This is a genomic window from Thermococcus sp. JCM 11816 (genome assembly GCF_055396515.1).
On the sequence record NZ_AP043741.1, the window covers coordinates 515259 to 536350 of the forward strand.

18 protein-coding genes and 1 CRISPR repeat array are annotated in these 21092 nt (G+C 51.6%); of the genes, 9 read left to right on the plus strand and 9 right to left on the minus strand.

Annotation, left to right across the window (positions count from 1 at the left end):
• The first annotated feature begins 62 nt into the window (after nt 1-62).
• From ACZ5TN_RS02885 to ribH, 4 genes are all read left to right on the plus strand, one after another.
• Nucleotides 63-830, plus strand: a complete 768-nt coding sequence (locus ACZ5TN_RS02885; RefSeq protein WP_011249381.1) for a hypothetical protein — start codon at nt 63-65, stop codon at nt 828-830.
• Nucleotides 805-1947, plus strand: a complete 1143-nt coding sequence (locus ACZ5TN_RS02890) for a hypothetical protein (RefSeq protein WP_272591607.1) — start codon at nt 805-807, stop codon at nt 1945-1947. The genes ACZ5TN_RS02885 and ACZ5TN_RS02890 overlap by 26 nt, the downstream gene beginning before the upstream one ends.
• A 71-nt stretch (nt 1948-2018) precedes the next feature.
• Nucleotides 2019-3179, plus strand: coding sequence for a bifunctional 3,4-dihydroxy-2-butanone-4-phosphate synthase/GTP cyclohydrolase II (locus ACZ5TN_RS02895; RefSeq protein ID WP_464917093.1), 1161 nt, complete (start codon nt 2019-2021; stop codon nt 3177-3179).
• A 67-nt stretch (nt 3180-3246) separates the two neighbouring features.
• Nucleotides 3247-3717, plus strand: a complete 471-nt coding sequence (gene ribH, locus ACZ5TN_RS02900) for a 6,7-dimethyl-8-ribityllumazine synthase (protein WP_011249384.1) — start codon at nt 3247-3249, stop codon at nt 3715-3717.
• Here ribH and ACZ5TN_RS02905 read toward each other — a convergent pair.
• Genes ACZ5TN_RS02905 through thiC form a run of 4 tightly spaced genes read right to left on the minus strand, consistent with a single transcriptional unit; the run spans nt 3701 to nt 7165 of the window.
• On the minus strand, nt 3701-4297 hold the full coding sequence (locus ACZ5TN_RS02905; protein WP_464917094.1) for an IMP cyclohydrolase: 597 nt from the start codon (nt 4295-4297) through the stop codon (nt 3701-3703). The two genes, ribH and ACZ5TN_RS02905, sit on opposite strands and share 17 nt — an antisense overlap.
• On the minus strand, nt 4294-5226 hold the full coding sequence (locus ACZ5TN_RS02910; protein ID WP_464917095.1) for a formate--phosphoribosylaminoimidazolecarboxamide ligase: 933 nt from the start codon (nt 5224-5226) through the stop codon (nt 4294-4296). The genes ACZ5TN_RS02905 and ACZ5TN_RS02910 overlap by 4 nt, the downstream gene beginning before the upstream one ends.
• On the minus strand, nt 5223-5882 hold the full coding sequence (locus tag ACZ5TN_RS02915; RefSeq protein WP_464917096.1) for a phosphoribosylaminoimidazolesuccinocarboxamide synthase: 660 nt from the start codon (nt 5880-5882) through the stop codon (nt 5223-5225). The genes ACZ5TN_RS02910 and ACZ5TN_RS02915 overlap by 4 nt, the downstream gene beginning before the upstream one ends.
• Nucleotides 5879-7165 (minus strand): phosphomethylpyrimidine synthase ThiC, encoded by a 1287-nt coding sequence (gene thiC / locus ACZ5TN_RS02920; protein WP_464917480.1) that lies wholly within the window; start codon nt 7163-7165, stop codon nt 5879-5881. Before thiC ends, ACZ5TN_RS02915 begins: the two co-directional genes overlap by 4 nt.
• Before the next feature lie 94 nt (nt 7166-7259).
• Between thiC and ACZ5TN_RS02925 the strand changes: the two genes are divergently transcribed.
• The 3 genes from ACZ5TN_RS02925 to ACZ5TN_RS02935 are packed head-to-tail and all read left to right on the plus strand — an operon-like array spanning nt 7260 to nt 11251.
• Nucleotides 7260-8015, plus strand: a complete 756-nt coding sequence (locus ACZ5TN_RS02925; RefSeq protein ID WP_464917481.1) for a sulfide-dependent adenosine diphosphate thiazole synthase — start codon at nt 7260-7262, stop codon at nt 8013-8015.
• A complete protein-coding gene (gene thiD, locus ACZ5TN_RS02930) occupies nt 8015-9310 on the plus strand; it encodes a bifunctional hydroxymethylpyrimidine kinase/phosphomethylpyrimidine kinase (protein ID WP_011249390.1) in 1296 nt (431 codons plus the stop codon). Before ACZ5TN_RS02925 ends, thiD begins: the two co-directional genes overlap by 1 nt.
• Before the next feature lie 39 nt (nt 9311-9349).
• Nucleotides 9350-11251, plus strand: coding sequence for an ATP-binding cassette domain-containing protein (locus ACZ5TN_RS02935; protein WP_464917097.1), 1902 nt, complete (start codon nt 9350-9352; stop codon nt 11249-11251).
• A 12-nt stretch (nt 11252-11263) separates the two neighbouring features.
• Here the strand turns inward: ACZ5TN_RS02935 and ACZ5TN_RS02940 are convergent, their stop codons facing one another.
• From ACZ5TN_RS02940 to ACZ5TN_RS02960, 5 genes are all read right to left on the minus strand, one after another.
• Entirely contained in the window at nt 11264-13210 is a 1947-nt protein-coding gene (locus tag ACZ5TN_RS02940) for a hypothetical protein (protein ID WP_464917098.1), read from the minus strand.
• 8 nt (nt 13211-13218) lie between these two features.
• A complete protein-coding gene (locus ACZ5TN_RS02945; protein ID WP_464917099.1) occupies nt 13219-14466 on the minus strand; it encodes a hypothetical protein in 1248 nt (415 codons plus the stop codon).
• 76 nt (nt 14467-14542) lie between these two features.
• Nucleotides 14543-15130 (minus strand): CPBP family archaeomyxosortase MrtA, encoded by a 588-nt coding sequence (gene mrtA, locus ACZ5TN_RS02950; protein ID WP_464917100.1) that lies wholly within the window; start codon nt 15128-15130, stop codon nt 14543-14545.
• Between the two features lie 3 nt (nt 15131-15133).
• The gene (locus ACZ5TN_RS02955) at nt 15134-16036 is read right to left on the minus strand and encodes a hypothetical protein (RefSeq protein ID WP_464917101.1); all 903 of its coding nucleotides are present in this window, start codon (nt 16034-16036) and stop codon (nt 15134-15136) included.
• 44 nt (nt 16037-16080) lie between these two features.
• A complete protein-coding gene (locus ACZ5TN_RS02960) occupies nt 16081-17133 on the minus strand; it encodes an FKBP-type peptidyl-prolyl cis-trans isomerase (RefSeq protein ID WP_464917102.1) in 1053 nt (350 codons plus the stop codon).
• 199 nt (nt 17134-17332) lie between these two features.
• On the opposite strand from ACZ5TN_RS02960, the gene ACZ5TN_RS02965 reads away from it, so the two are divergent.
• Complete coding sequence (locus tag ACZ5TN_RS02965) at nt 17333-18370, plus strand: hypothetical protein (protein WP_464917103.1); 1038 nt, start codon at nt 17333-17335, stop codon at nt 18368-18370.
• 40 nt (nt 18371-18410) lie between these two features.
• The gene (gene cysS, locus ACZ5TN_RS02970; protein ID WP_464917482.1) at nt 18411-19841 is read left to right on the plus strand and encodes a cysteine--tRNA ligase; all 1431 of its coding nucleotides are present in this window, start codon (nt 18411-18413) and stop codon (nt 19839-19841) included.
• Between the two features lie 103 nt (nt 19842-19944).
• Nucleotides 19945-20648: direct repeats of the CRISPR family, unit length 30 nt; unit sequence CTTTCAATTCTCCTAGAGTCTTATTGCAAC.
• Nucleotides 20649-21092: the final 444 nt, after the last annotated feature.

The window sequence follows — 21092 nt, forward strand, 5'->3', positions numbered from 1 at the left end:
TAATTGGTTATAAAATCCAAAAAGTTTTTAAAATAACTGTGTACTATATTAGCGGTGATTGAATGGCCAAGACTGGATACGCCTTGTTTGGCCTGTTTCTTATTTTGCTTTTCAGCAGCCAGTACGCCCTCGGTTCCCCTGAAAAAATTGCCGAAGATGTTGCACTACCCTCGTGGACCGCTCCCCATGGATTTCCCTACCACAGCAAAATGATTCATCCAACAGCGGTTTGGCCAGGGTATGGTGGTGGCTCCGACTCCGCGGTGATACACTATGTCAGGGACTCAGACGAGAATTATTATCATTCTGACTTAGTAATGGGCATCCTGGCCAAACATGGGTATTCAGTGTATTACTGGGACGCCTATTACCATGGATCGCACGGGGATCCGATTCAGAGCTATTACAACCTGTTCCGCGGAAAGAAGATTAAGGTGTTCTACTACTACGGCCATACAGCTAAAATCCTGCCGTCCACTGAGGTGAACGGTTTTATGATACTCCAGAACCCCAACTTTGGGGATACGGCCAAGGTGTTCTGGGGCAGGATAACGGGAGATGCAGACATGCACGACGCGCTAATATTTGTACTGGGATGTGATTCGTTCAGACTCAGGGTGGGAGCAACATACAGGACCTACATAGGAACAGACAGGCCGATAGACGTTAGACTGATAAAAGACAAAGGAACAACTTTCTGGAAGAAGCTTGATGAGGGCAAAACCGCTTATCAGGCCATGGAGAGCATCCAACCAAGCTTCTGGGAAAAGCTAACCCATAGATATTGGGCCAACCTCCAAATCGATGGGGACAAGAACTGGAGGCTCTGACATGCCCGACGGTAATCGGGCCGGTTTTATTTCCGCGTTTCTACTTTTTTTAGTTCTTGGAGTGCTCATTCTTTCCCATAACCCCCACAGGAACCAAACACCCCCTGACACAGCCAGGTTCGCAACGTTCAACGGCAACATGAGGGTCTTCTCTGTTGAACGGCTTGATAACACTGGGTATTCAGCGGAGTTCCTAGTCTGCTCCTTAGCAGAGCAGAGGTTGCACATTGAGCTAGAGGTTCCAGACTGGATTGACTCAAACGTCTCCTTCTACATAATCTATCCTGAGCTGGACTACTTCAACCTGCAGTGGAGGGGGATAAAGGAAAACATCCTCAACTCCACGGAGGGACTCTACAACGTTCAAGATCTAAAGTTGGTTGCACCCAACCCAAAGGCGGTTCACAGCTCCAGCAGGAAGTTCACGTACGAACCAGAACTTGCGGCAGGCCAATGTACAGGTCTGTCTGTTAAAGGGGTCTTCAAAAGATCTCCAAGAGTTATTTATCTACGTAACGGAACCCCCATGGAGTTCGAGTCTAAAATGACAAAAATTTCCGATGAACAGTGGGTCTTCACCCTTAAGGTTCCCGAAGGCTTTAGAGCCTGGAACGCCTCCGTTCTAGTACCAGAAAAGCTGGGAAGAGACAACGAATTTCTCAAGGCGTGCCAAGAATACAGAGAGAGTCTCTTTTCCTTCGTGAAGAAAAGAGTGCTGACACTCGAAGAACTCTCTGGACTCAAGATTCCTGCGGAACCCATCCCCCCAGAGAAATACTGTTCCGAACTGAAAGCAAATGGAGAGAGGATATCCTCAACGAGACTTCTGGGCGGTTCATGCCTATATGGAAATGGGAACTACTACATCAGGGATTACCAGGGAGGCACATCAAGAACTATAGAGACCAACTTTAACTCAACCGGCTGCAAGCCGGCTGTGTGGGTTGTTTTTAACGGACTTCTAGAGGGATCGAGCGACCGCGTTGAGGTTAATGATCATTCAAGGGCCGTGTTTGGTGTCTTCGGGAACATGTCCGTTTACAATGGGGAAGGTGAGGGGCCGCTGGCCGTTGATTCAGCCGGGTATATTACCCTCGACATAACAACCGAGCCTTAGGCGTTTCTTTGATTCCATTTTTGGAACAAATTTTTTAAAAATTTAGAACATTTCTTTGGTGGGGAGGATAAATGAACTGGGACAGAGTTAGGGGTCTAGTCCTTGAAGGAAAGCCAGTTGTTCTCATAGACAATCGAAGGGAGTTCGAGGCTGATCTAATTTATCCAGCCGAGATAGCTTCTCCCGAGATCGTCAACTTCATGCTCTCCATGAAAGGCCTCCTCTGCCTCACGATGGACATGGACGAGGCGTTGAAGAGGGGCTTCTTCCCGCTTCCCAGCAAGGAAGGAGAGACGAACTTCTTGGTTCCCGTTGATTACAAAGAAACTTTCACGGGAATAACCGCTGAAGAGAGGGCCTTAACGGCCCGGAAGATTGCTGAAGGGCTTGGTGTGGGGGCCTTCCGCTATCCTGGACATCTCCACCTCCTTGGCGGCATCGGCCTCAACAGGAGGAGGGGGCACACGGAGAGCTCTCTTGAGCTGATGGAGATACTCGGCTTCAAGAGGTACGCCCTGATGGTTGAGATACTCGACGAAAAGGGCGACTCTCACAACAGGGAGTACGCCTTGAAGCTCGCGGAGGAGCACGGCCTTCCAGTCCTCACCACGGACGATGTTTGGAAGGAATTCGTGAGGAGAAAACAGCTGATGAGAATCTACGCCAGCGCGAGGCTCCCGACGAGGTACGGCGACTTTAGAATAATAGCCTTCGACAACGAGCTGGACTTTAAGGAGCATGTGGCAATAGTCAAGGAGCCCTATGGTGAGGTCCCACTTGTCAGGGTTCACTCAAAGTGCCTCACAGGAGACACACTCGCTTCACTCAAGTGCGACTGCGGGAGCCAGCTCGCCAACGCCCTCAGGATGATAGCCCAGGAGGGCGGGATACTCCTCTACATGGACCAGGAAGGCAGGGGAATCGGCCTGAAGGAGAAGATAAAGGCCTACGAGCTCCAGGACAAAGGCTTTGACACCGTTGAGGCCAACAAAGCCCTCGGCCGCGGTGAGGACGAGAGGACTTACGAGGCCGCCTTCCAGATGCTTCGTGCTCTGGGAGTTTCAAAGATCAGGCTGATAACCAACAACCCGAGGAAGGCAAAGGCCCTTGAGGAGTTCGGGATAGAGGTCGTTGAGACGGTTCCGGCTCCGGGGGAGGTTACTGAACACAACAAGCCCTACCTGAAGGTCAAAGCCGAGAAGCTCGGTCACAAGCTCCCCTTTAAAGTTTAGGGAATTGTTTAATTGTTCTATTGATGAATTACACAATTAAATAATTACAGAAAACGGGGTGAATGGTATGGAGGTTCGCGTGATTGAGGGCGAATTTAAGGGAGAAGGTGTAAAGATTGGCGTCGTCGTCGCCAGGTTCAACGACCTCTTAACCAACGAGCTCCTCAGCGGTGCCCTCGACTGCTTCGAGAGGCACAGCGTTGAGGAGGTTGACGTCGTAAAGGTGCCCGGAAGCTTTGAGATACCTCTGGTCGCCAAAAAGCTCGCCGAGAGCGGGAAGTACGACGCGGTTCTTGCCCTCGGAGCAGTCGTCAGGGGTGAGACAAAGCACTTTGACCTGGTTGCCAACGAGGTCGCAAAGGGTGTCGCAAAGGTCTCCCTCGACAGCGGCGTTCCGGTTATCTTCGGCGTGATAACAGTCGAGGACGAGCTCCAGGGCTTCAACAGGGCAGGGGTTAAGAGCAACAAGGGCTTTGAGTACGCGATGGCCGCGCTGGAGATGGCGAATCTGATGAAAAAACTCAGAGAGAAGGAGTGAAAGAAAGCTCCCACCCTTTCTCATTTTCCACTATCCCAATCGCGAGCACCTTGTGCTCGAAGGGAAGTTCCATAACTTTTTCAGCGAGCTCTTCTGGAGTAGAGAAGGCCAGCTCAATGCTCTCAAAGCCCTCCATGTTGTACGTCGCCGTCAGGAAGGCTTTGCCCTCCTCAAGCTCAAGTTCCCTCATCCAGAGCATATCTCTTCCCACAAAGCCGAGCCAGCCCCTCCTTCCCCCGTGCTGGATTATCCCCGCTATCCTCGGAGTGCTGTAATCGTCCCTTTCGTAATCGAGGGCATCCAGGACATGAACGAGGGCCTTCCTTGGCCTCTCCCACTCAAGGGCCTGGGCTATGAAGTCCGTGTGGAGGCCGTTGGTGACGACCGCGTAGTCTTCCATCAGCCTCACGACGGGATAGCTCACGTAGGGGTTCTCCGTCTCCGTCTGATTGAGGATGTAGACCCCGTTTCCCTTCACCACTGCCCTCCTGTTTGGGAAGGATCTGGAGCAGAGGAGGTAAAAGGCGAATGGTCTTCCGCTGTTCAGCCCGATTCCGAGCGTTCTCCCCACGTACCTCACGTTACCACCTCCTCAAGCCTTTCTTCCTCCCCGGCAAGCCTGAGCTCCCTCGCTATTCTCCTCCCCATGCTGAGTCTCTCGCCCCAGTAGAGCTCCGAGTACCAGTGATCGGCGTTACTTCCCCCGTCTATGCGCGAAGCTATGCCGATAGCTTTGAAAGAACCGTCGTAGGCGAAGTGGAGGGCGAACGGCCCGATAACCCCCGGCGGCTCAAGCTCCCTCATGGCCCTGACGAAAGCCAGCCCGTAGTCGTAGAGCTGCGGGAGGAGCGATTCTCTAAGGGCAATCGCCCTGTTGCCAACTATTGTGTACGGGAGAGGCTTCACTGGCCAGCGGGCGTTGCCGTCGGCTATTAGAACCCTCTCGTCAACGCCGAGGAGCTCAAGCCTCTCCAGGATGGGCGAGTAGAAGAAGTGCACGTAGAGATAAACCCCAGGGATGAAGCGCTCAACTCTGTAATGTTCTTCAAGCGTTGAAAGCCTCTCCTCGAGCTCACTGCCCTTTACAATGAAGTGGCCGCTCCCTCCCCTAGGCCCTTCAATCCTGACGAAGTATAGCTCGTCCGGCTTGGCATCCTCGGGCTCGACAACCTCAACCCTCGGAATTCCAGCCCCCTCAAGGGCCTTATCCTGGAGCTCAAAGGTCGTCTCCCACTTGAGGAAGCGCCTGTTGCCGAAGAACCTCGCTTTGGCTTTCTCTATCGCCTCAAGTCCGAGGTAGGCGACGAAGGAGCCATGAGGAACAACTATTCCGTCATCGTTCAGGATGGAGGTCATCTCCTCTGCAACTACGAGATCATCAACAATCGGAAGTGAAGAGTAGAAGGGCCTTCTCTTAGGCGAAACGTAGAGCCTCGTCCCAAGGCCCTCCTTCTTCGCCCCGAGGAGTATCTGAAGCGAGGAGTGGGACGCTATGGTTGAAACGATCATTTTATCACCTCCTTAAGCTCCTCCTGGCTCAAGAGCTTCCCGTCCTTCATAACGCGCATCGTGTCGCCGCTCAGCTCGTCTATGACGATGAGCTCGCCGTTTCTCCGGCCGAACTCCAGCTTGAAATCAACGAGCTGAAGGCCCTTCGAGGAGAAGAACTCCCTTAAAATCTCGGCGACCTTCCTGGTTTTCTCCTTCATCTCCCTAACTTCCCCTTCGCTTGCTATCCCGAGTTTTACTACGGCTTCTTCCGTTATCAGCGGGTCCTTTAAGGAGTCGTCCTTAAGGGTGAACTCAACTATCCCGAGCGGCTTCAGCTCCTTCACCCAGCCGCGATAGCGTCTCAGAAAGCTCCCGTAGGCAAGCTCGCGGTAGATGACCTCAAGCGGTATTTTTTCCGCCTTCAGGAAGCGCGCCCTCCTCTCGTCAATCCGCTCGACGAAGTGCGTCCTTATTCCGTTCTCTTCGAGGAGGCGAAAGAAGAACTCCGCCTCATCTAAAACGGCGCTCCCCTTGCCCTTCCGCTCGCCCACAACCTCGTTGCCGCCGGTGTCCTCCCTTCCGTCCTCACCGAGTATAGAGTCCTTGAAGTAGAAGACAAGGTAAGAGCCATCCTCGTACACATCTTTGGTCTTTCCGCGGTAGATGGGCCTCACTTCCGCTCACCCGCGAGCATGTCGTTGATGAGCTTTATCGCGCAGAGGTCACCGCACATCGAGCAGGCCTCGGTCTTCGTCGGCCTCTCCTTCCTTATCTCAACAAAGCGTTCCTTGTCCATCGAAAGCTCGAACTGCCTGGCCCAGTTGAGCTTCCCCCTCGCCAGCGCCATGAGGTAGTCCTTCTTGAAGTCGGCCTCGAAGCGGGTCAGGTTGACCGCGTGGGCTGCAATCTTCGCCGCTATTACCCCCAGCCTAACGTGCTCCACGTCTGGAAGGCCGAGGTGCTCAGCGGGGGTCACGTAGCAGAGAAAGTCAGCTCCATTGAGGGCCGCTATGGCACCGCCTATCGCGGCCGTTATGTGGTCGTAGCCCGGGAAGATGTCCGTAACTATCGGGCCGAGCACGTAGAAGGGTGCGTTGTCGGTGGCGACCTTAGCGAGCTTCACCTGGGCCGCTATCTGGTCTATGGGGACGTGGCCAGGCCCCTCAACCATGGTTTGAACTCCAGCCTCTCTAGCTCTCCTCACGAGCCTTCCGAGCGTGTAAAGTTCAGCTATCTGGAGTTCGTCCCCAGCGTCAGGAAGGCCGCCGGGCCTAAGTCCGTCGCCGAGGCTCAGGACAACGTCGTACTCCCTAGCCAGTTCAAGGAGGTAGTCGTAATCCTTGTAGAATGGGTTCTCCTCGCCCCAGTGGAGTATCCAAGCTGCCAAAAAAGTCCCACCGCGCGAGACCATTCCGACGGCCCTCTTAGTTCTCTTCATTTTTTCGACGACTTCTTTGGTGACGCCGACGTGGATGGTCGTGTAGTCAACGCCGTCCTTGAAGTGCTTCTCAACTGCCCTCCACATGTCATCCTCGCTCATCTCTATGATGGCCTTGCCCTTGGCGAGCATCTCCTCCGCGGCCTGGTAGATGGGAACTGTACCCACTGGGACGTCCACGGCGTGCATTATGGTCTTCCTTATCTCGTCGAGGTCTCCTCCTGTGGAGAGATCCATTATCGTGTCGGCGCCGTACTTTACTGCCACCTTCGCCTTTTCTATCTCGGCTTTGACATCAACGATGTCCCTTGAGGTGCCTATGTTAGCGTTCACCTTGACTCTAACTCCCGCGCCAACGGCAACCGGCTTAACCCAGTCGTGGCGAACGTTGCGGAAGATGACGGTGTAGCCCTTGGCAACGTTTCTCCTGAGCTTCTCGGCGTCTATTCCCTCCCTCTCGGCTACGAACTTCATTTCCTCCGTAATTACCCCACGCCTAGCTTCCTCAAGCTGGGTCATGTCCATCACCCAGTTTTAAAACCTGTTTATAACAAAGTTTTTAAATTTCAAAACTTAGTTTTGAGCGCGGTTTAAAAGGTTTTAGGTGGTGGGCATGAGGGAGATCGAGATAAGCAGGGCGATAGTTGAAGCCTACTTCAACGACCTCCTCCAGAACCTTCAGCTTGATGTTGCCATAGTCGGTGCCGGTCCTTCGGGAATGGTAGCTGGCTACTACCTCGCCAAGGGCGGCGCTAAGGTGGCCATCTTTGAGAAGAAGCTCTCCGTGGGAGGAGGAATCTGGGGCGGGGCGATGGGATTCAACCGCGTCGTCGTCCAGGAGAGCGCGAGGGAGATCCTCGACGAATTTGGGGTGGACTACAGCCAGGTTGGAAACGGCCTCTACGTTCTCGACTCGATAGAGCTTGCCTCGACGCTCGCGAGCAAGGCGGTGAAAGCAGGGGCAAAGATATTCAACATGGTGGAAGTGGAAGACCTCGTGGTTAAGGACGGCAGGGTCTCGGGACTCGTAATAAACTGGACTCCAGTTATGATGACCGGCCTTCATGTTGATCCGCTCACGGTCGAGGCGAAGTTCGTGGTGGATTCAACGGGCCACGGGGCGCAAATCAGCCAGCACCTCCTAAAGCGTGGACTCATAAAGGCCATCCCCGGAGAAGGGCCGATGTGGGCCGAAAAGGGTGAGGAGCTTACCGTTGAGCACACGAGGGAGGTCTTTCCGGGGCTGTACGCAACTGGAATGGCGGCCAACGCCCTGGCTGGAGCTCCGAGGATGGGTCCGATATTCGGCGGCATGCTCCTGAGCGGGAGGAAGGCGGCACTTGAGATTCTCCAGAAGCTCGGAAAGTGATGCCCATGGCCGTGCTTATAATAGCGGGCCTCGACACGGGCGGTGGAGCGGGGCTGAAGGCGGACATCGAGACGGTTTCCGCTTTGAACGAGCACCCGCTCCCAGTAGTTTCCGCGATAACATATCAGAACCCCAACGAGGTTAGGGGCGTCTTTATAGCACCACCAGAAACTATCAGAGAGCAGATAAGGGCCGTCAGGGATGCCTTTGACATCAGGGCCGTTAAAATCGGCCTCATCCATGGCGGTGCGATAGAGGCCATAGCCGAGGAGACGAAAGGGCTGAGGAAGATTCTCGATCCGGTTATGGCTTCTACCTCTGGCTTCCAGTTTTTAAGCCCGGAAGATGTTGGGAGGCTGAAGAAAAGGCTCGTTCCGGGCTCGATAGTCACCCCGAACGTCCCTGAGGCAGAGGTTCTAACGGGAATTAAGATAAACTCGGTAGAGGACATGAGAAAAGCCGCGAGGGTTCTCGTGGAAGAGCTGAGCGCGGAAGCGGCGGTCGTCAAGGGCGGGCACTTGAACTTTACCGACGTCCTCTACTGGAATGGAGAGGTCTTCGAGATTCCGGGAGAGCACGCTGAGGGCTTCACACACGGGACTGGTTGTGCCTTCTCGACGGCCCTTGCCGCTTTCATTGCCAAAGGCCTAAGGCTTCCAGAGGCCGTCGAGAAGGCAAAACGCTTCGTCGAGGGGGCGATAAGGTTCTCGAGGGGAGAAGGAAAAGCAATCAATCCTATCTGGGAGCTTCAGAGGGATGCTCAGAGATGGAGATCTAAGGAAGAGCTTGGAGATGCAGTGAACAGGCTTGTGAAAATGGGCGAGCTTCTGAATCGGCATGTGGCTGAAGTAGGCACGAACTTCGCCCTAGCAACGGATTTCAACGAGGTCTTTGCAGTTAAGGGCCGGATAGTCCGCTACGATAAAACGGTGAAGCCAGTAGGTCCAGTTGAGCTCAACGCCAGCGACCATCTGAGAAGGGCCCTCCTGAAGATGAGGGAGTTCTACCCAGAGGTCAAAGCAGTACTCAATCTCCGCTATTCAGAAGAACTCGTCGAGAAGGCGAAAAAGCTCGGGCTCAAGGTTTCCTTCTACGACCGCAGGGAGGAGCCGGAGGAAGTCAAGAGGGCCGAGAGGGGCACGATGGAGTGGGGCATTGAGACCGCAGTCAAAAGGCTTGGAGAGAGGCCAGACATAGTTTACCACCTCGGAGACTGGGGAAAGGAACCGATGATACTCGTGTTTGGCAGTAATGCAGAAGAAGTCGTCGAAAGGGTGAGGCTCCTCATTAGCTAACGTTATAACCTCTCCTCCCTATTTTTATTGGTGGCTCTCATGATAGTGCGGGGAAAAGTGACAGGAAACGAAATCCCGCGGTTCAAGCACCGGTGGTTCGGCGTTCTTGAGGTTGATGCCGGGGAAAAGTACAGGCTCTATATGACGGGCAACGCGGCCCAGTGGTTTCTGACTGGGGACGAGGTTGAGATTGAGATTCTGAGCAAGCCAAAGGAGAAGAACGGCTTTAAGGTTCTCGACTTTGATGACTACCGCCTGTGGAAGTTCTACAACGGTGAAAAGATCCCGGTCTGGCCCCTCTGGGAAAAGGAGCTTGAGGCAAAGCGCTACTCTCCGCTGACGGGTGAGCTCCTCTACACATACAAAATCCAGGCGAGGGAGGCCAAATACGAGTCCGACTTCGAGGCGATAGCGGAGCTTGAGCAGTACCATTACGCGAGCCAGAAGGAGAAGGTGGCGCTGTGGCGCTGTGAAAACGGCCACATCTTTGAGGCCAACACGAAGGGGGCCTGTCCCATCTGCGGAAGCGAGGACGTCCACATACTCGAAATCAAGGGCTCAACTCCGGCCTCGCGCTTCCTGATCCTCGAGCTCGTTGAGAGAGAGGAATACGAGCCGAGGATTCTCAGCTACGTCCGCGTTGACCCGCCTATACCCCTGATGCACCGCAGACTGCCGAACGGAGAAATCGAGAAGAACATCCGCGAGAAAGTCTTCCCAGAGGACTGGTTCCACCCCGCATTCTGGCCGGAGAAGATAATGCGCGAGCTCTACGAGGAGCTGAAGAAGAAGTACAGGAAGAGAGTTGCCCGCTCGTACCTCTGGGAGGAGGCCAAGTGGAAGGCCCTAAAGGAGACGAACACCGCGGGGGCGAGGATAGCCCGGGTTGTGGTTCACCCCGACTACCGCTCCGACGGCCTCGGTCAGCTGAGCGTTAAGGCCGCGCTCGAGTGGATAGCCGAGCGCAGAATTCCGGAGATGAGGAAGAGAAAGCACATAGTAGAGACCATAGCCCAGATGGCCCGCTACAACCCGTTCTTCGAGAAGGTTGGCTTCAAGTTCCTCTGGGAGACTGCAAGCGGGAGGCCCGTTCTCTTCTACCCTCTGACCAAGGAGGCGAAGGAGCACATAGAGCGCTTCCTTAAGGAGGATCCGTACGCCCCAAAGGGCGGAAGGCTCTGGCGTCCGAGCTACGGAAAGGTCGAGCCCCTGAGCGGGCCGATAGCCTTTAAAGACGTCAGCAAGGTCTTCGAAAGCGAGCTCGACGTGAAGGGCCTTCCGGATGAGATAAGGGAACTCCTGGAGGCGTTCGGCGTCAGGCACCGCGTCATCCAGAGGCCCGTCCTTAGGAACCTCAACTTCGAGATAAAACCCGGCGAGCTCATAGCGGTCGTGGGTGCGAGCGGAGCTGGGAAGACCACCCTCCTGAGGCTAATTTTGGGGGCGGCCAACGGCTGGTGGGAGGAGCGCTTCAGGCCGACGACTGGAGAGATAGAAGTTCCCAAGAACGTTAAGGTCTCCGTTATGATACCCGGCGAGTTCGAGCCGAGCTTTGGGACTGAGAGCATACTTGAGCACGTTTACAGGAAGATAGGCGACCTTAACGCGGCAGTTGAAGTTCTCAACAGGGCTGGACTGAGTGACGCAGTCCTTTACAGGGCAAAGTACTCGGAGCTCAGCACGGGTCAGAAGGAGAGGGCCAGGATAGCCTCGCTCCTCGCTGAGAAACCAAATCTGCTCCTCATAGACGAGTTCGCGGCACACCTTGACACTCTAACGGCCATGAGGGTCGCCAGAAAGGTTGCCGAGATAATCCGCGAGGCAGGGATTACCGCGCTCATAATAACCCACCGGCCGGAGGTCCTAAAGGCCCTTGATCCGGACAGGGTGCTCTTCGTCGGCTACGGAACCGCGAGGGTTCAAGGTAAAGAAAAGAGTTAGTTCCAAGGTGTTTCAAAGCTTAATTTTGGCTATATTTTTTATATCTTCAACGAATTCACCAAGATCCACAAGGTTCCAGCCATTTTCCCACACGAGAACTTTGAACTTTATCGGGACTTCCCCAAACAGCTTATGCCATATCTTCTGGCGTAATTTGATTTTATGGTGGTGTATGAGTGCGGACACCGGTCTAAGGACTATCCAGAGTTCATTTTCAGGAAGTTGCAACTTTCCACTGACTACGTACTTTTCAACGGTGTGGTCAATTTTCTTTAAGGGATTCTCTGTTCCGATCAGAGTCTCGATTTCAATCACTGAGTGGTCTGCCCATTGAATATCAGGAATTATGCCTGTTTCTAGAGGTTCTTCTATCTTGACAATTTGGTTTGAGATAAGTTCAATAGCCTTGTCTAGTATCTCCGACTCTGCGTACTCTTCGATCTCCTGAGAAAGAATATAAGAGAGAACTGCACACTTCAGCTTATAGTGGGTTCCCTCCGAGGAAGTTTTTGGCACCAGTGGAGAGAACACTTTGGTGGTCTCGATTAAATACTCGTCCATCTTTTCCTCAGCTTTTAGGAAATCTTCGTCCCGAATTCCAGTTACCCCATAAACAAGTGCCCTATATCTCGGCAAAATCTCTGAGCTTTCCGTTTCTGGAAGGATTATCGTATGCATTATCCCTCTAAAGCTGGACATTACATCTTCCAAGTTCTCTACAGTCGGCCTATCAGTTATCGTTACTAAAAAGCCGAGACCTGTTAAATAACTGGTCTGGAGCCTGCCTGCAACTTTGTATATGAACGTCTTAAGCTTATTAAGTGAAACTCCTCTTGAGTCAATGACCTCTATCTTTGATGCGGGTGAAAAGGATGTCATTAGATAAACATCCTTAGTGGAATCAACTCTCTCAATACCGTCCATGTATTCCTTGAGGGTTCTATATGTCGGTCTAGGTCTTTCTCCCTTATACTCGAGGTATATCTCCGAAAGAATGCGCAGGAGTGGCCATTGCCACTCTCCTAGTTCTTGACCGAGTAGAATGAAAACGGGTTTGTCAGTGATTTCGTCTGCCCCATGGGGGAATTTTCCCCTCACTCCAAGCAGGGTATCTAAAACGTTGCTCATCTTTCGTACCTCCCACTCAACGAATCCGGAGATATCTGCCAAGTAGGGATTTATTTCAAAATTCAAATCCAGCTGTAAGGGGGCAATAGCGTTTCTTTTTAGGTCAATGAGCTGTATTGACCTTTGATCATAATAAGGCAAAGAGACTTTGAATTCAGCTTTTGGAAAAGTCTCGGATTTTAAGGGGAACTCCATTCTACCAACATTTGAGCTCTTGGACACTCTCAAAGAGACTTTAAGCTCCTTTGGAACCTCTGTATTGGATAGAGGAATCTCTGTAATTGTCCTAACTTGATGTTGAGTAAATTCGAGGGACAGGGAAAGACTATGTGAGACCATATCGGCGGGGACTCCACGTCCAAACGGGGGTGGATTAGAGTGTTTGCTGGGAATTTTTGAATGAACAGTGATTCTAAGCTCCTGTGGGGGCGAAAGGGTAAACCTAAAAGAAGGTTCTTCCCCGGTTTCGGATGTTCTAATGTCTATACTTAAATCTCGTGGAAAGTTCTCTTCTTGGAAGAGTAGAGAAATCTCGTGTGGAGCCGTTACAGGATTTACATCGCTTTCCAGTGAAATACCCTCCATTGCTGAATAAGGAGAGATCAGTTTAATCTCGCTAAACTTTCTCTCAGAAGTTTTTCTCTTTGGAGAAATTGGTGTTCTGGCAATTTGTTCCTCATTTTTTGACGTTTTGCGGGTATCCATTGAGCGAGGAACATTCCCACTAGAGCTTGGTTGTTTTATAGTGCTTGGAATTTTCTTGACTTTGAGTTTTTCATCTTCCTCAGGGGCCTCTTGGATCAGCGGCTTTTTCTTTTGAATTCTCCTCATATTCCCACCTAAAGAAGCCCTTTGATGACCCAAGACCCAACATCGTAATAAAACTGCTTTCCATACCTGCTTTCGGTTCTGTTGACCTTTATCTTGAGATATCTCTTCTCTAAAGGAGTCCCCGACTCATTGCCCACCCAATTGGGTGTCCTGATGTACCCCGCGGAGATGAGGGGGAATATCTCCTCGATGAACCTTGAGAGAGGAATAGTGGCTGTATAGGTCTTATAACCAGCATTGTCCACAAGTACAAATGAAGTGCCTGAAGTGGGGACTAAACTGTATTCATCACCATTTTGAATGTATCTTAATATCCCCCTGGTATCTTCCGATATGTCCCAACCTTCCAAGTTATACGTCCTTGTTACAAAGTTGTACTTGTCCTTCCACCACTCTTTAAAGGCGCTCCTTACATCTCTTGAGAGCCTTGAAAGAATCGCAGAGACATCTCCAAACTCCCCAAAGAGAGCGTTTATTAAGGCTGGAATGCTCGGTGGGGAAGGGTTAAAATGACTTAGCCAGAAGAAATCATCCACATCTTCTTCACTGGCCTTCTCAAGATCAACCTTTTCGAGCTTTGAGTTGTAAATGTACCCAATGCGCCATAACGAGGAGAGTCCTCTTAGGCTGTGGATGTCTCCATTGAGTATCTCCTCAATGTGTAACAAGGGAGCGGTGTCAAGATAGTACGAAATTGCGGAGTATGGGTTAAACATGGGCAGCAGAGCGCATCCGGTTCTTAGAAGATGATTGAATTTCTCCACAAGCTTCGGCTCATCTGGAGAGACCCATGAGAGAAACTCTTCCTTGGGAATCTCTGGTACTTGGCCCCCGAGACTGAGAATAAGATCCTTAAGCTGGTTTAGGATTTGTTCAAAGTTATCATGCGAGGTACCCAGTACTAGATCACCAACGACGAACGCCACTCTATCACCTCTTCTTTTGTAGAGGGTTAGTGTATCATCATAGTCGTTCGCCCCAAGGGCGCGAACCCCGAACAAAGAATACATAAATCTTCCTATGGCATTTGGAGAGTCTTCTCCACCTATTAGAAGCATTCTTGCGGAATTCTTTAGGTGATCATCAAGAAAGGCTATTCTTTTTCCATGAAGTTCAGTTTTCGTCCACTTCCAGAAGTTCTCGAACTGATAAAGAGCCACATAGAGCTCAGAAAGCTGGTTGGTGTATTCTCCCCAGTTCTTTCTGTTCCATAGTGCTTTTTCACGAGCCCACGATGTTAAATCCATAATCCTCACCGTTTATAATTTTGCTTAGGAGTGTTATAAAGCTTTGTTGTGGAGAGTCGCTCGTCAAACTATATTCTGTTGGGATTTAGAGCGCGCAGAGCACGTCGAAGAAAGCCGAACCGAGCCAGTGAAGGAGGAAGCTTGGGACGAAGCTCTCTCCTTTTAAGTCCATTTTTGCAAAGACTATCCCGGCTATGAAAGCGTAGGGAACTTCTATTCCGGGCTTTCCGATGTGGACTATTGTATAGGGGATGTCCTGAAGGATTACGGCCAGCCACTCGTTCTTTTTTGCCAGAGGGAAAAGAAGAAAGCCTCGATAAAAAGCCTCGTGGGCCAGCATTGTAATCCCCATGGCAAGCTCACCCAGAACGAAGTCAAAGGCGCTTGAATACGGAAAAACCGGATAGTAAGACCTCATCTCGGGGATGCTTCTCCCGTAGATGCTCAGTGGAATTGAAGCCAGAAAGAGAACGGCAAAGAGCTTTAGACCAGTCCTGTTTGGTAGGCTTATGCCGACTTCTCCCCACTGGAAGCCCATAAGTCTTGAGATTACCGCCGGAATTAGGAGGTAAAAGATGCTGACTATGGCAACGTGGTCCCAGAAAGAGGTATGAATAAGCCAGGGGGCGAAGCTAAGGGGCAGTAAAAGCATGAAAAGCAAAACTTCCCTCAAGGCTCACACCATGAAGCTTATGTGCGCCGTTCTGACGTACCTTCCAATCTGAATGCCGCGGTTTGTAAATGCGATCTCTATCTCAAGCGGCCTGTGGGGGTTACCCCTTCTGACAACCCTGATGCCGACAAAATCGCCAAGTCTGTCCTTGTTGAGCCTGTTCACTTGGGAGTAGAGAAGCCTGAGGAAATTGCGGTAGTCCTGCATCTCCTCGAAGAACTCCCTCTGCTCGGGGTTCAGATTGGGATAGACGTATTTGTGGAAGAACCAGTCGAAGGAGCCATACGTGCTCGTTGCATACGTGAAGAGAACCTTGTAAAACTCGATGTTCTTGTTCCCAAAGGCCGAGTCCATGTACTCGACGGCCTTTCCAAGGTAGCTAGCAGCCTCGCTGAGCTTCATTCTGATGAGCCTGAGCTCAATGTCGTTGCCTCTAAGGGTTATGAGTATATACCTGCCGCCGCCGTAGTCCAGATAAACGGAGCTGTAAAACAGGACGAGCTTTCTCGGCCTAACGCTCATGTACTGGGCTATTCTCCTGAGGGCGTCCCCCATTCTGTTCAGGGTTCTCGGGTCGCCGATAAGCACGGCATCAACCCCGAGAAGGCTTTCGTGGACGGCTATATCGTTGTCCAGCCAGAACTCCACGACCCTCTTCCAGCCGGGCATGTTGTAGCGGTTGAGGATCTTCAGCTCAAGCAGGGAAACCGGAACTTCCTTGACTACCCGCCCAAAGCGCTTTTTGAACACGACAACAGGATGGTAGCCGCTCGAGGGATTTAGATACGAAACGGGGAGCTCCATCACTTGTCTGAGAGCGAGTACGGCGTCGCGTATCTTAGGCACGTCATCTTTCGTGAACCTTCCGCCGAGGTCTTCAAGGAGAACGTCAAAGCGAGACTTCATAATCTCTCCCCACAGTATAATAAAAAGAACGGGGGTTAAAAACCTCACTCAGAGGCCTCGGCGTTTTCAGCCTCGGCTTCGCCATTCTCTTCGGCTGCTTTGGCTTTCTTCTTGGTTGTGCTCTTCTTCCTTGTGGTTCTCCTAGTCTTCCTGCTCTTGGTGCTCTTCTTGGGCTTTTTCTCCTCAGTCTCTTCAGCCTTTTCTGAGGCCTCCTCAGCTTCCGACTCTTCCGCGCTCTCCTCGGTCTCCCCTTTCTCCTCGCTCTTTTCCTCAGGGGCCTCCTTGATTGCTTCCTGTTCAGCTGCCTTTTCGGTTTCAGTTTCCTCAGGAGCTTCGGTTGTCTCACCGGCCTCTTCCCCAGAGACCTCGCCCTCCTCGGCTTCCTGCGGCTTGAGAAGCTCGTCAACGCTGGGCCTGAACTTGACTTCCTCGTAACCAAGGAACTTGAGGTCGCCCTCGAGGAGGAGCTCGCCGAGAACGAGGGTGCCCTTGTCAACCTCGTCCTTAACAGGGGTGAAGTCAACGACGACGTCCTTCTCGCCGACCTCTATGACGACCTTGTTCGCGTCAAGCCTGGGCAGGCGGAGCTCGATGAGGGCCTTAACCTTCTCAATCGGGTCGTCAATCTTCTCAACAATCTCGACCTCGTAAACGAGGTGCTTGCCGGCGTAGGGGTGGTTGAAGTCAACCCTGACGCGGCCTCCGCTAACGGTGAGAACCCTGCCTCTGAGCTTCCTGCCGCCCTCGGTCTCTATCTCGACAGGCATTCCGGGGAAGGGTATGAGCCCCTGCCTCCTGAACTGGCCGAGGGTGAATGTCTTGATGAGCTTCGGGTCGCGCTTTCCGAAGCCCTTCTCGGGCGGAACCTCGATCTCGTACTTCTTTCCGACTTCAAGGCCCTCAAGCTGCTCGTCAAGACCCTGAATCACGTGACCGGCGCCGACGGCTATTGGAACGGGCCCGTAAACGCCGTTCTCCTTGTAAATTCCAGCCTGCTTTGCGATCTCCTCTTCGGTTGTGTCGAATATCTCACCGGTCTCCTTTATCCTTCCGGTGTACTTGAGCCTGATAACGTCACCCTTCTGAACCTTGGTCATTTTCGTGACCTCCTTTCTTTTTCCAGACCCAGTTGGGTGGTCGGTTTTTAAGCTTTTGTAGACAAATATTCTCGAGATCACTACCCTAGCCACTCAAGAAAAAAGTTATTATTGTTCAATGGCCAATAGGAAATATGGGTGTTGAGAAGTGCGGAAAAACCGCCATTGCAATGGATATCCCTTGGCAAAAGTAGCCATTATGCTGATGATAGTTTCTTTACTTACTTCCTTCCTCCCCCTCTCAAAGGCAGACCCCACTCTAACAGTCAGGTTCTGCTCCTCGGGCTTCAGAATAATCATAATGCCCACCAGTGAAGGTTTCATCTACGTATCAACTGGATACTACGGATTAAAACCCCACTCATTGGGACAGTGCGCCGTTGAGTACGACCCGACAACCCAGTACGACAGGTTCTACCTCGTGAACTCGAGCGGGGCCCACTACATCGGCGGCTACTACGAGTACGAAGGCCAAAACGAGAGCCTCACCAAAATCCTGAATTCGATCTCAGAACGGAAGACGACCAACCCAGTGCGAGGGAAGGTAGAAGGGGACAGTGTGGTGTTCCAATTTAAAAATCGGACTTACGCTATAAAAATGAGAGAGATAGCTCCGTATCTGTGGGATGAGAAGGAGCTAAGCAACCTGATCGCGTTCTCCCGCGGAAACGACATCGTCATAGTTCCAGCCATTGAGATGGACGTGATAGAGAACAATTTTACCCTGAACGCAGTTCCAGGGGAGAAAACAGGGACGACTCGGATTGAGCTCAATTTCACCTATAAGCTCTACTGGGGGTATCCCTTCCTTCTAAATGGCTCCACTACAGGTATTATCGAATGGGCAAACACCTCAATGGACTATGACCAGATACCCTGGGAGAAGCTCAAGGATATGTTTGAGAAACCCCTCTACGTCTTTTACTTCAATGAGACATCAATAATTCCGCTACCCCTTCTGAAAGTGACGCCAGACATGGTGCTAAAAGACTTCGAGCTTTCTCCAGAGTACGGTTTTGAGAACCTGGCGGACGTCTACATCCTCAAAGATAAAGCATCCTCAACGAGCCCGACGTTCAACGTCTCCGAGGGCACACATTCCTCACTGACGGCATCGTCCATGGTCTCCAAAGGATCGCAATTCAATGAGAACACTGAGCTCTTAAAAGAGCTCTTCCTGGTTGCGCTCATAGTTATTATGGCGGTTATGGCACTCCACCGACACCTGCGGCGATAAGCTAATAAAAAGCCACTCCCAAAAGCGCCCGGTGGTAGGAATGGGGATCAAAATCTACAACACCCTGACGAGGCAGAAGGAGGAGTTCAAGCCCCTGAGAGAAGGCGAGGTCAGGATGTACGTCTGCGGGCCAACGGTTTACGATTACACACACATCGGTCACGCGAGGACTTACATCGCCTTCGACGTTATAAGGCGCTACCTTGAGCACAAGGGGTATACCGTTCTCATGGTCATGAACTTCACAGACATAGACGATAAAATCATCAAGAGGGCCAATGAGACCGGCGAAGACCCGAAGGAGCTGGCCGAAAAATTCCTGAAATACTTCCTTGAGGACATGAAAGCTTTGAAGGTCAAGCCGGCGGACATCTACCCGCGCGTCACCGAGCACATCCAGGACATCATAGACTTCATAAGGAAGCTCCAGGAGAAAGGCTACGCCTACGAGGGGAGCGATGGCGTCTATTTTGAAGTCAGGAAGTTCAAAGACTACGGAAAGCTCAGCAAGATAAAGCTGGAGGACCTCGTCAAGGGCGCGCGCGTTGAGCCAGGAGAGGGGAAGAAGAACCCCGAAGACTTTGCCCTCTGGAAGAAGGCCAAACCAGGGGAGCCCAAATGGGAGAGCCCCTGGGGCGAGGGAAGGCCCGGCTGGCACATTGAGTGCTCCACGATGAGCACGAAGTACCTCGGCGAGAGCTTCGACATCCACGGCGGCGGAAGCGACCTCATCTTCCCGCACCACGAGAACGAGATAGCCCAGACGGAAGCCTGCACCGGCCACGAGTGGGTTCGCTACTGGATGCACACGGGCTTCCTGATGGTGAACGGTGAGAAGATGAGCAAGAGCCTCGGCAACTTCGTGACGATCAGGGAAGCGCTCCAGCGCTACGACCCTGAGGTAATAAGGCTCTTCGTCCTGCAGAGACACTACAGGTCACCGCTCGACTACACCGAGGAGGGCCTTGAGCACGCCAGAAACAACCTTGAGAGGCTCTACAATACTCTCGAGAACATCCGCGTGGCGATGGAGAGGGCTGAGATATCCTTCAAATGGGGCGAGGAGGAGTTTGGGGCCTACGAGGCCATAAGGGACGGCAGGAAGAAGTTCTACGATGCAATGGACGACGACTTCAACACGGCCGAGGCACTTAAAGCGGTCTTCGAGGTCAGCAACGCCGTCAACCGCTATCTCACTCAGGTCGAGAGGCCAAAGGAGAGCATCCTCAGGAAGGCCCGGGAGTTCTTCAAGATGGTGAGCGAGGTCTTTGGCATCTTCGAGGACTACTTCAGGGAGCAGAAGGCTGGCGAAGAAGAGGCCCTGATAAAGCTCCTCATCGATGTTCGCGCCCAGCTCAGGAAGGAGAGGAAGTTCGACCTCGCCGACAAGATAAGGGCCGAGCTGAGAAACCTTGGAATCCAGCTTGAGGACACGCCGCAGGGGACTGTTTGGAAGAGGATCAAGGTCTGAGGATCTTTTTCTCGGACTTTCTCTTTCTGAATTCATTTTGGATCCTTCTTGGAGTCTTATTGCAACATGGGGTTTGGAAAGACAAGAGCGGTAATGGGAACGAGTTTCAATTCTCTTAGAGTCTTATTGCAACCTCCGCGATGTCAAAAAGTTCCGTCTGAAGTCAATCCGTTTCAATTCTCCTAGAATCTTATTGCAACTTAGTCCGTACTCTTCTAAAACGTCTAGTATGTCCTGCTTAGTTTCAATTCTCCTAGAGTCTTATTGCAACCTGAACCAAGGGCAACCGTTAGAAACTCCCGAACCGCGTTTCAATTCTCCTAGAGTCTTATTGCAACGGCGAACCCAGAAGGGAAAAGACCCACTAAAAAGTTAGTTTCAATTCTCCTAGAGTCTTATTGCAACTTTCCTAAGTGGGTCGTTTTTGTGGAGACAGATGATGTTTCAATTCTCCTAGAGTCTTATTGCAACTCCTGGCTTTGAGCTGGTTGAGGACTTCTATTCCGGCTTTCAATTCTCCTAGAGTCTTATTGCAACCTATTCGCTCGAAGTTCGAGAATCGCGAAACAATAAAACTTTCAATTCTCCTAGAGTCTTATTGCAACGGAGCCTCTCTGATTTGGTGGCTCTTCTCAAGTATGCTTTCAATTCTCCTAGAGTCTTATTGCAACGAGCTGGGCCTGCCCCCCATAGAAATGGCTGAAGGAGCTTTCAATTCTCCTAGAGTCTTATTGCAACTCTGGTACAGGTTGCCAGCGAGAACTTCACAGAAGTGCACTTTCAATTCTCCTAGAGTCTTATTGCAACAGGGCGGTTTTTTCCTCCTTTCTCCCTACAAACTACTAAGAACGCTCGGATCTTATAAGCTTTTCCGCAAAGGGTGCTCTAAAAAGCCCCTAACGGTCCCCAATTAAAAAGCTTTTGAGCAGTTTTTTCAGCCAGAAACAAGTTCTCCTCCTTCCGTTAAGAGCATGCACAACAACGTTCAGAAGACTTCCCAGGCATCTTTAGAGTCTTAAAAAGAACTTTAGTGGTTTTCAGACGCTTTTTGCCAAAAATATCGTGTCAGAATTAGGAACGGGCACAAAAAGGCCCTAAAGTGCCCCCATTCAGAATTCCGAAAAAATTTCGTCACGATTTTTGCTGAATATATAACTTTTCGTTTGATAGTAACCAAACGTTACTAAAGACTTCCCGAGGCTGATCAGCAAATATTTTGAAAATTCAATGGCTAATACACCTCAGTTCAGA

What these genes read in the sequence shown, in the direction of transcription:
- ACZ5TN_RS02885 (WP_011249381.1), top strand. Translation starts at nt 63, where the DNA reads ATGGCCAAGACTGGATACGCCTTGTTTGGCCTGTTTCTTATTTTGCTT.
- ACZ5TN_RS02890 (WP_272591607.1), top strand. Translation starts at nt 805, where the DNA reads ATGGGGACAAGAACTGGAGGCTCTGACATGCCCGACGGTAATCGGGCC.
- ACZ5TN_RS02895 (WP_464917093.1), top strand. Translation starts at nt 2,019, where the DNA reads ATGAACTGGGACAGAGTTAGGGGTCTAGTCCTTGAAGGAAAGCCAGTT.
- ribH (WP_011249384.1), top strand. Translation starts at nt 3,247, where the DNA reads ATGGAGGTTCGCGTGATTGAGGGCGAATTTAAGGGAGAAGGTGTAAAG.
- ACZ5TN_RS02910 (WP_464917095.1), bottom strand. Translation starts at nt 5,226, where the DNA reads ATGATCGTTTCAACCATAGCGTCCCACTCCTCGCTTCAGATACTCCTC.
- thiC (WP_464917480.1), bottom strand. Translation starts at nt 7,165, where the DNA reads ATGACCCAGCTTGAGGAAGCTAGGCGTGGGGTAATTACGGAGGAAATG.
- ACZ5TN_RS02925 (WP_464917481.1), top strand. Translation starts at nt 7,260, where the DNA reads ATGAGGGAGATCGAGATAAGCAGGGCGATAGTTGAAGCCTACTTCAAC.
- thiD (WP_011249390.1), top strand. Translation starts at nt 8,015, where the DNA reads ATGCCCATGGCCGTGCTTATAATAGCGGGCCTCGACACGGGCGGTGGA.
- ACZ5TN_RS02935 (WP_464917097.1), top strand. Translation starts at nt 9,350, where the DNA reads ATGATAGTGCGGGGAAAAGTGACAGGAAACGAAATCCCGCGGTTCAAG.
- ACZ5TN_RS02940 (WP_464917098.1), bottom strand. Translation starts at nt 13,210, where the DNA reads ATGAGGAGAATTCAAAAGAAAAAGCCGCTGATCCAAGAGGCCCCTGAG.
- ACZ5TN_RS02955 (WP_464917101.1), bottom strand. Translation starts at nt 16,036, where the DNA reads ATGAAGTCTCGCTTTGACGTTCTCCTTGAAGACCTCGGCGGAAGGTTC.
- ACZ5TN_RS02960 (WP_464917102.1), bottom strand. Translation starts at nt 17,133, where the DNA reads ATGACCAAGGTTCAGAAGGGTGACGTTATCAGGCTCAAGTACACCGGA.
- ACZ5TN_RS02965 (WP_464917103.1), top strand. Translation starts at nt 17,333, where the DNA reads ATGCTGATGATAGTTTCTTTACTTACTTCCTTCCTCCCCCTCTCAAAG.
- cysS (WP_464917482.1), top strand. Translation starts at nt 18,411, where the DNA reads ATGGGGATCAAAATCTACAACACCCTGACGAGGCAGAAGGAGGAGTTC.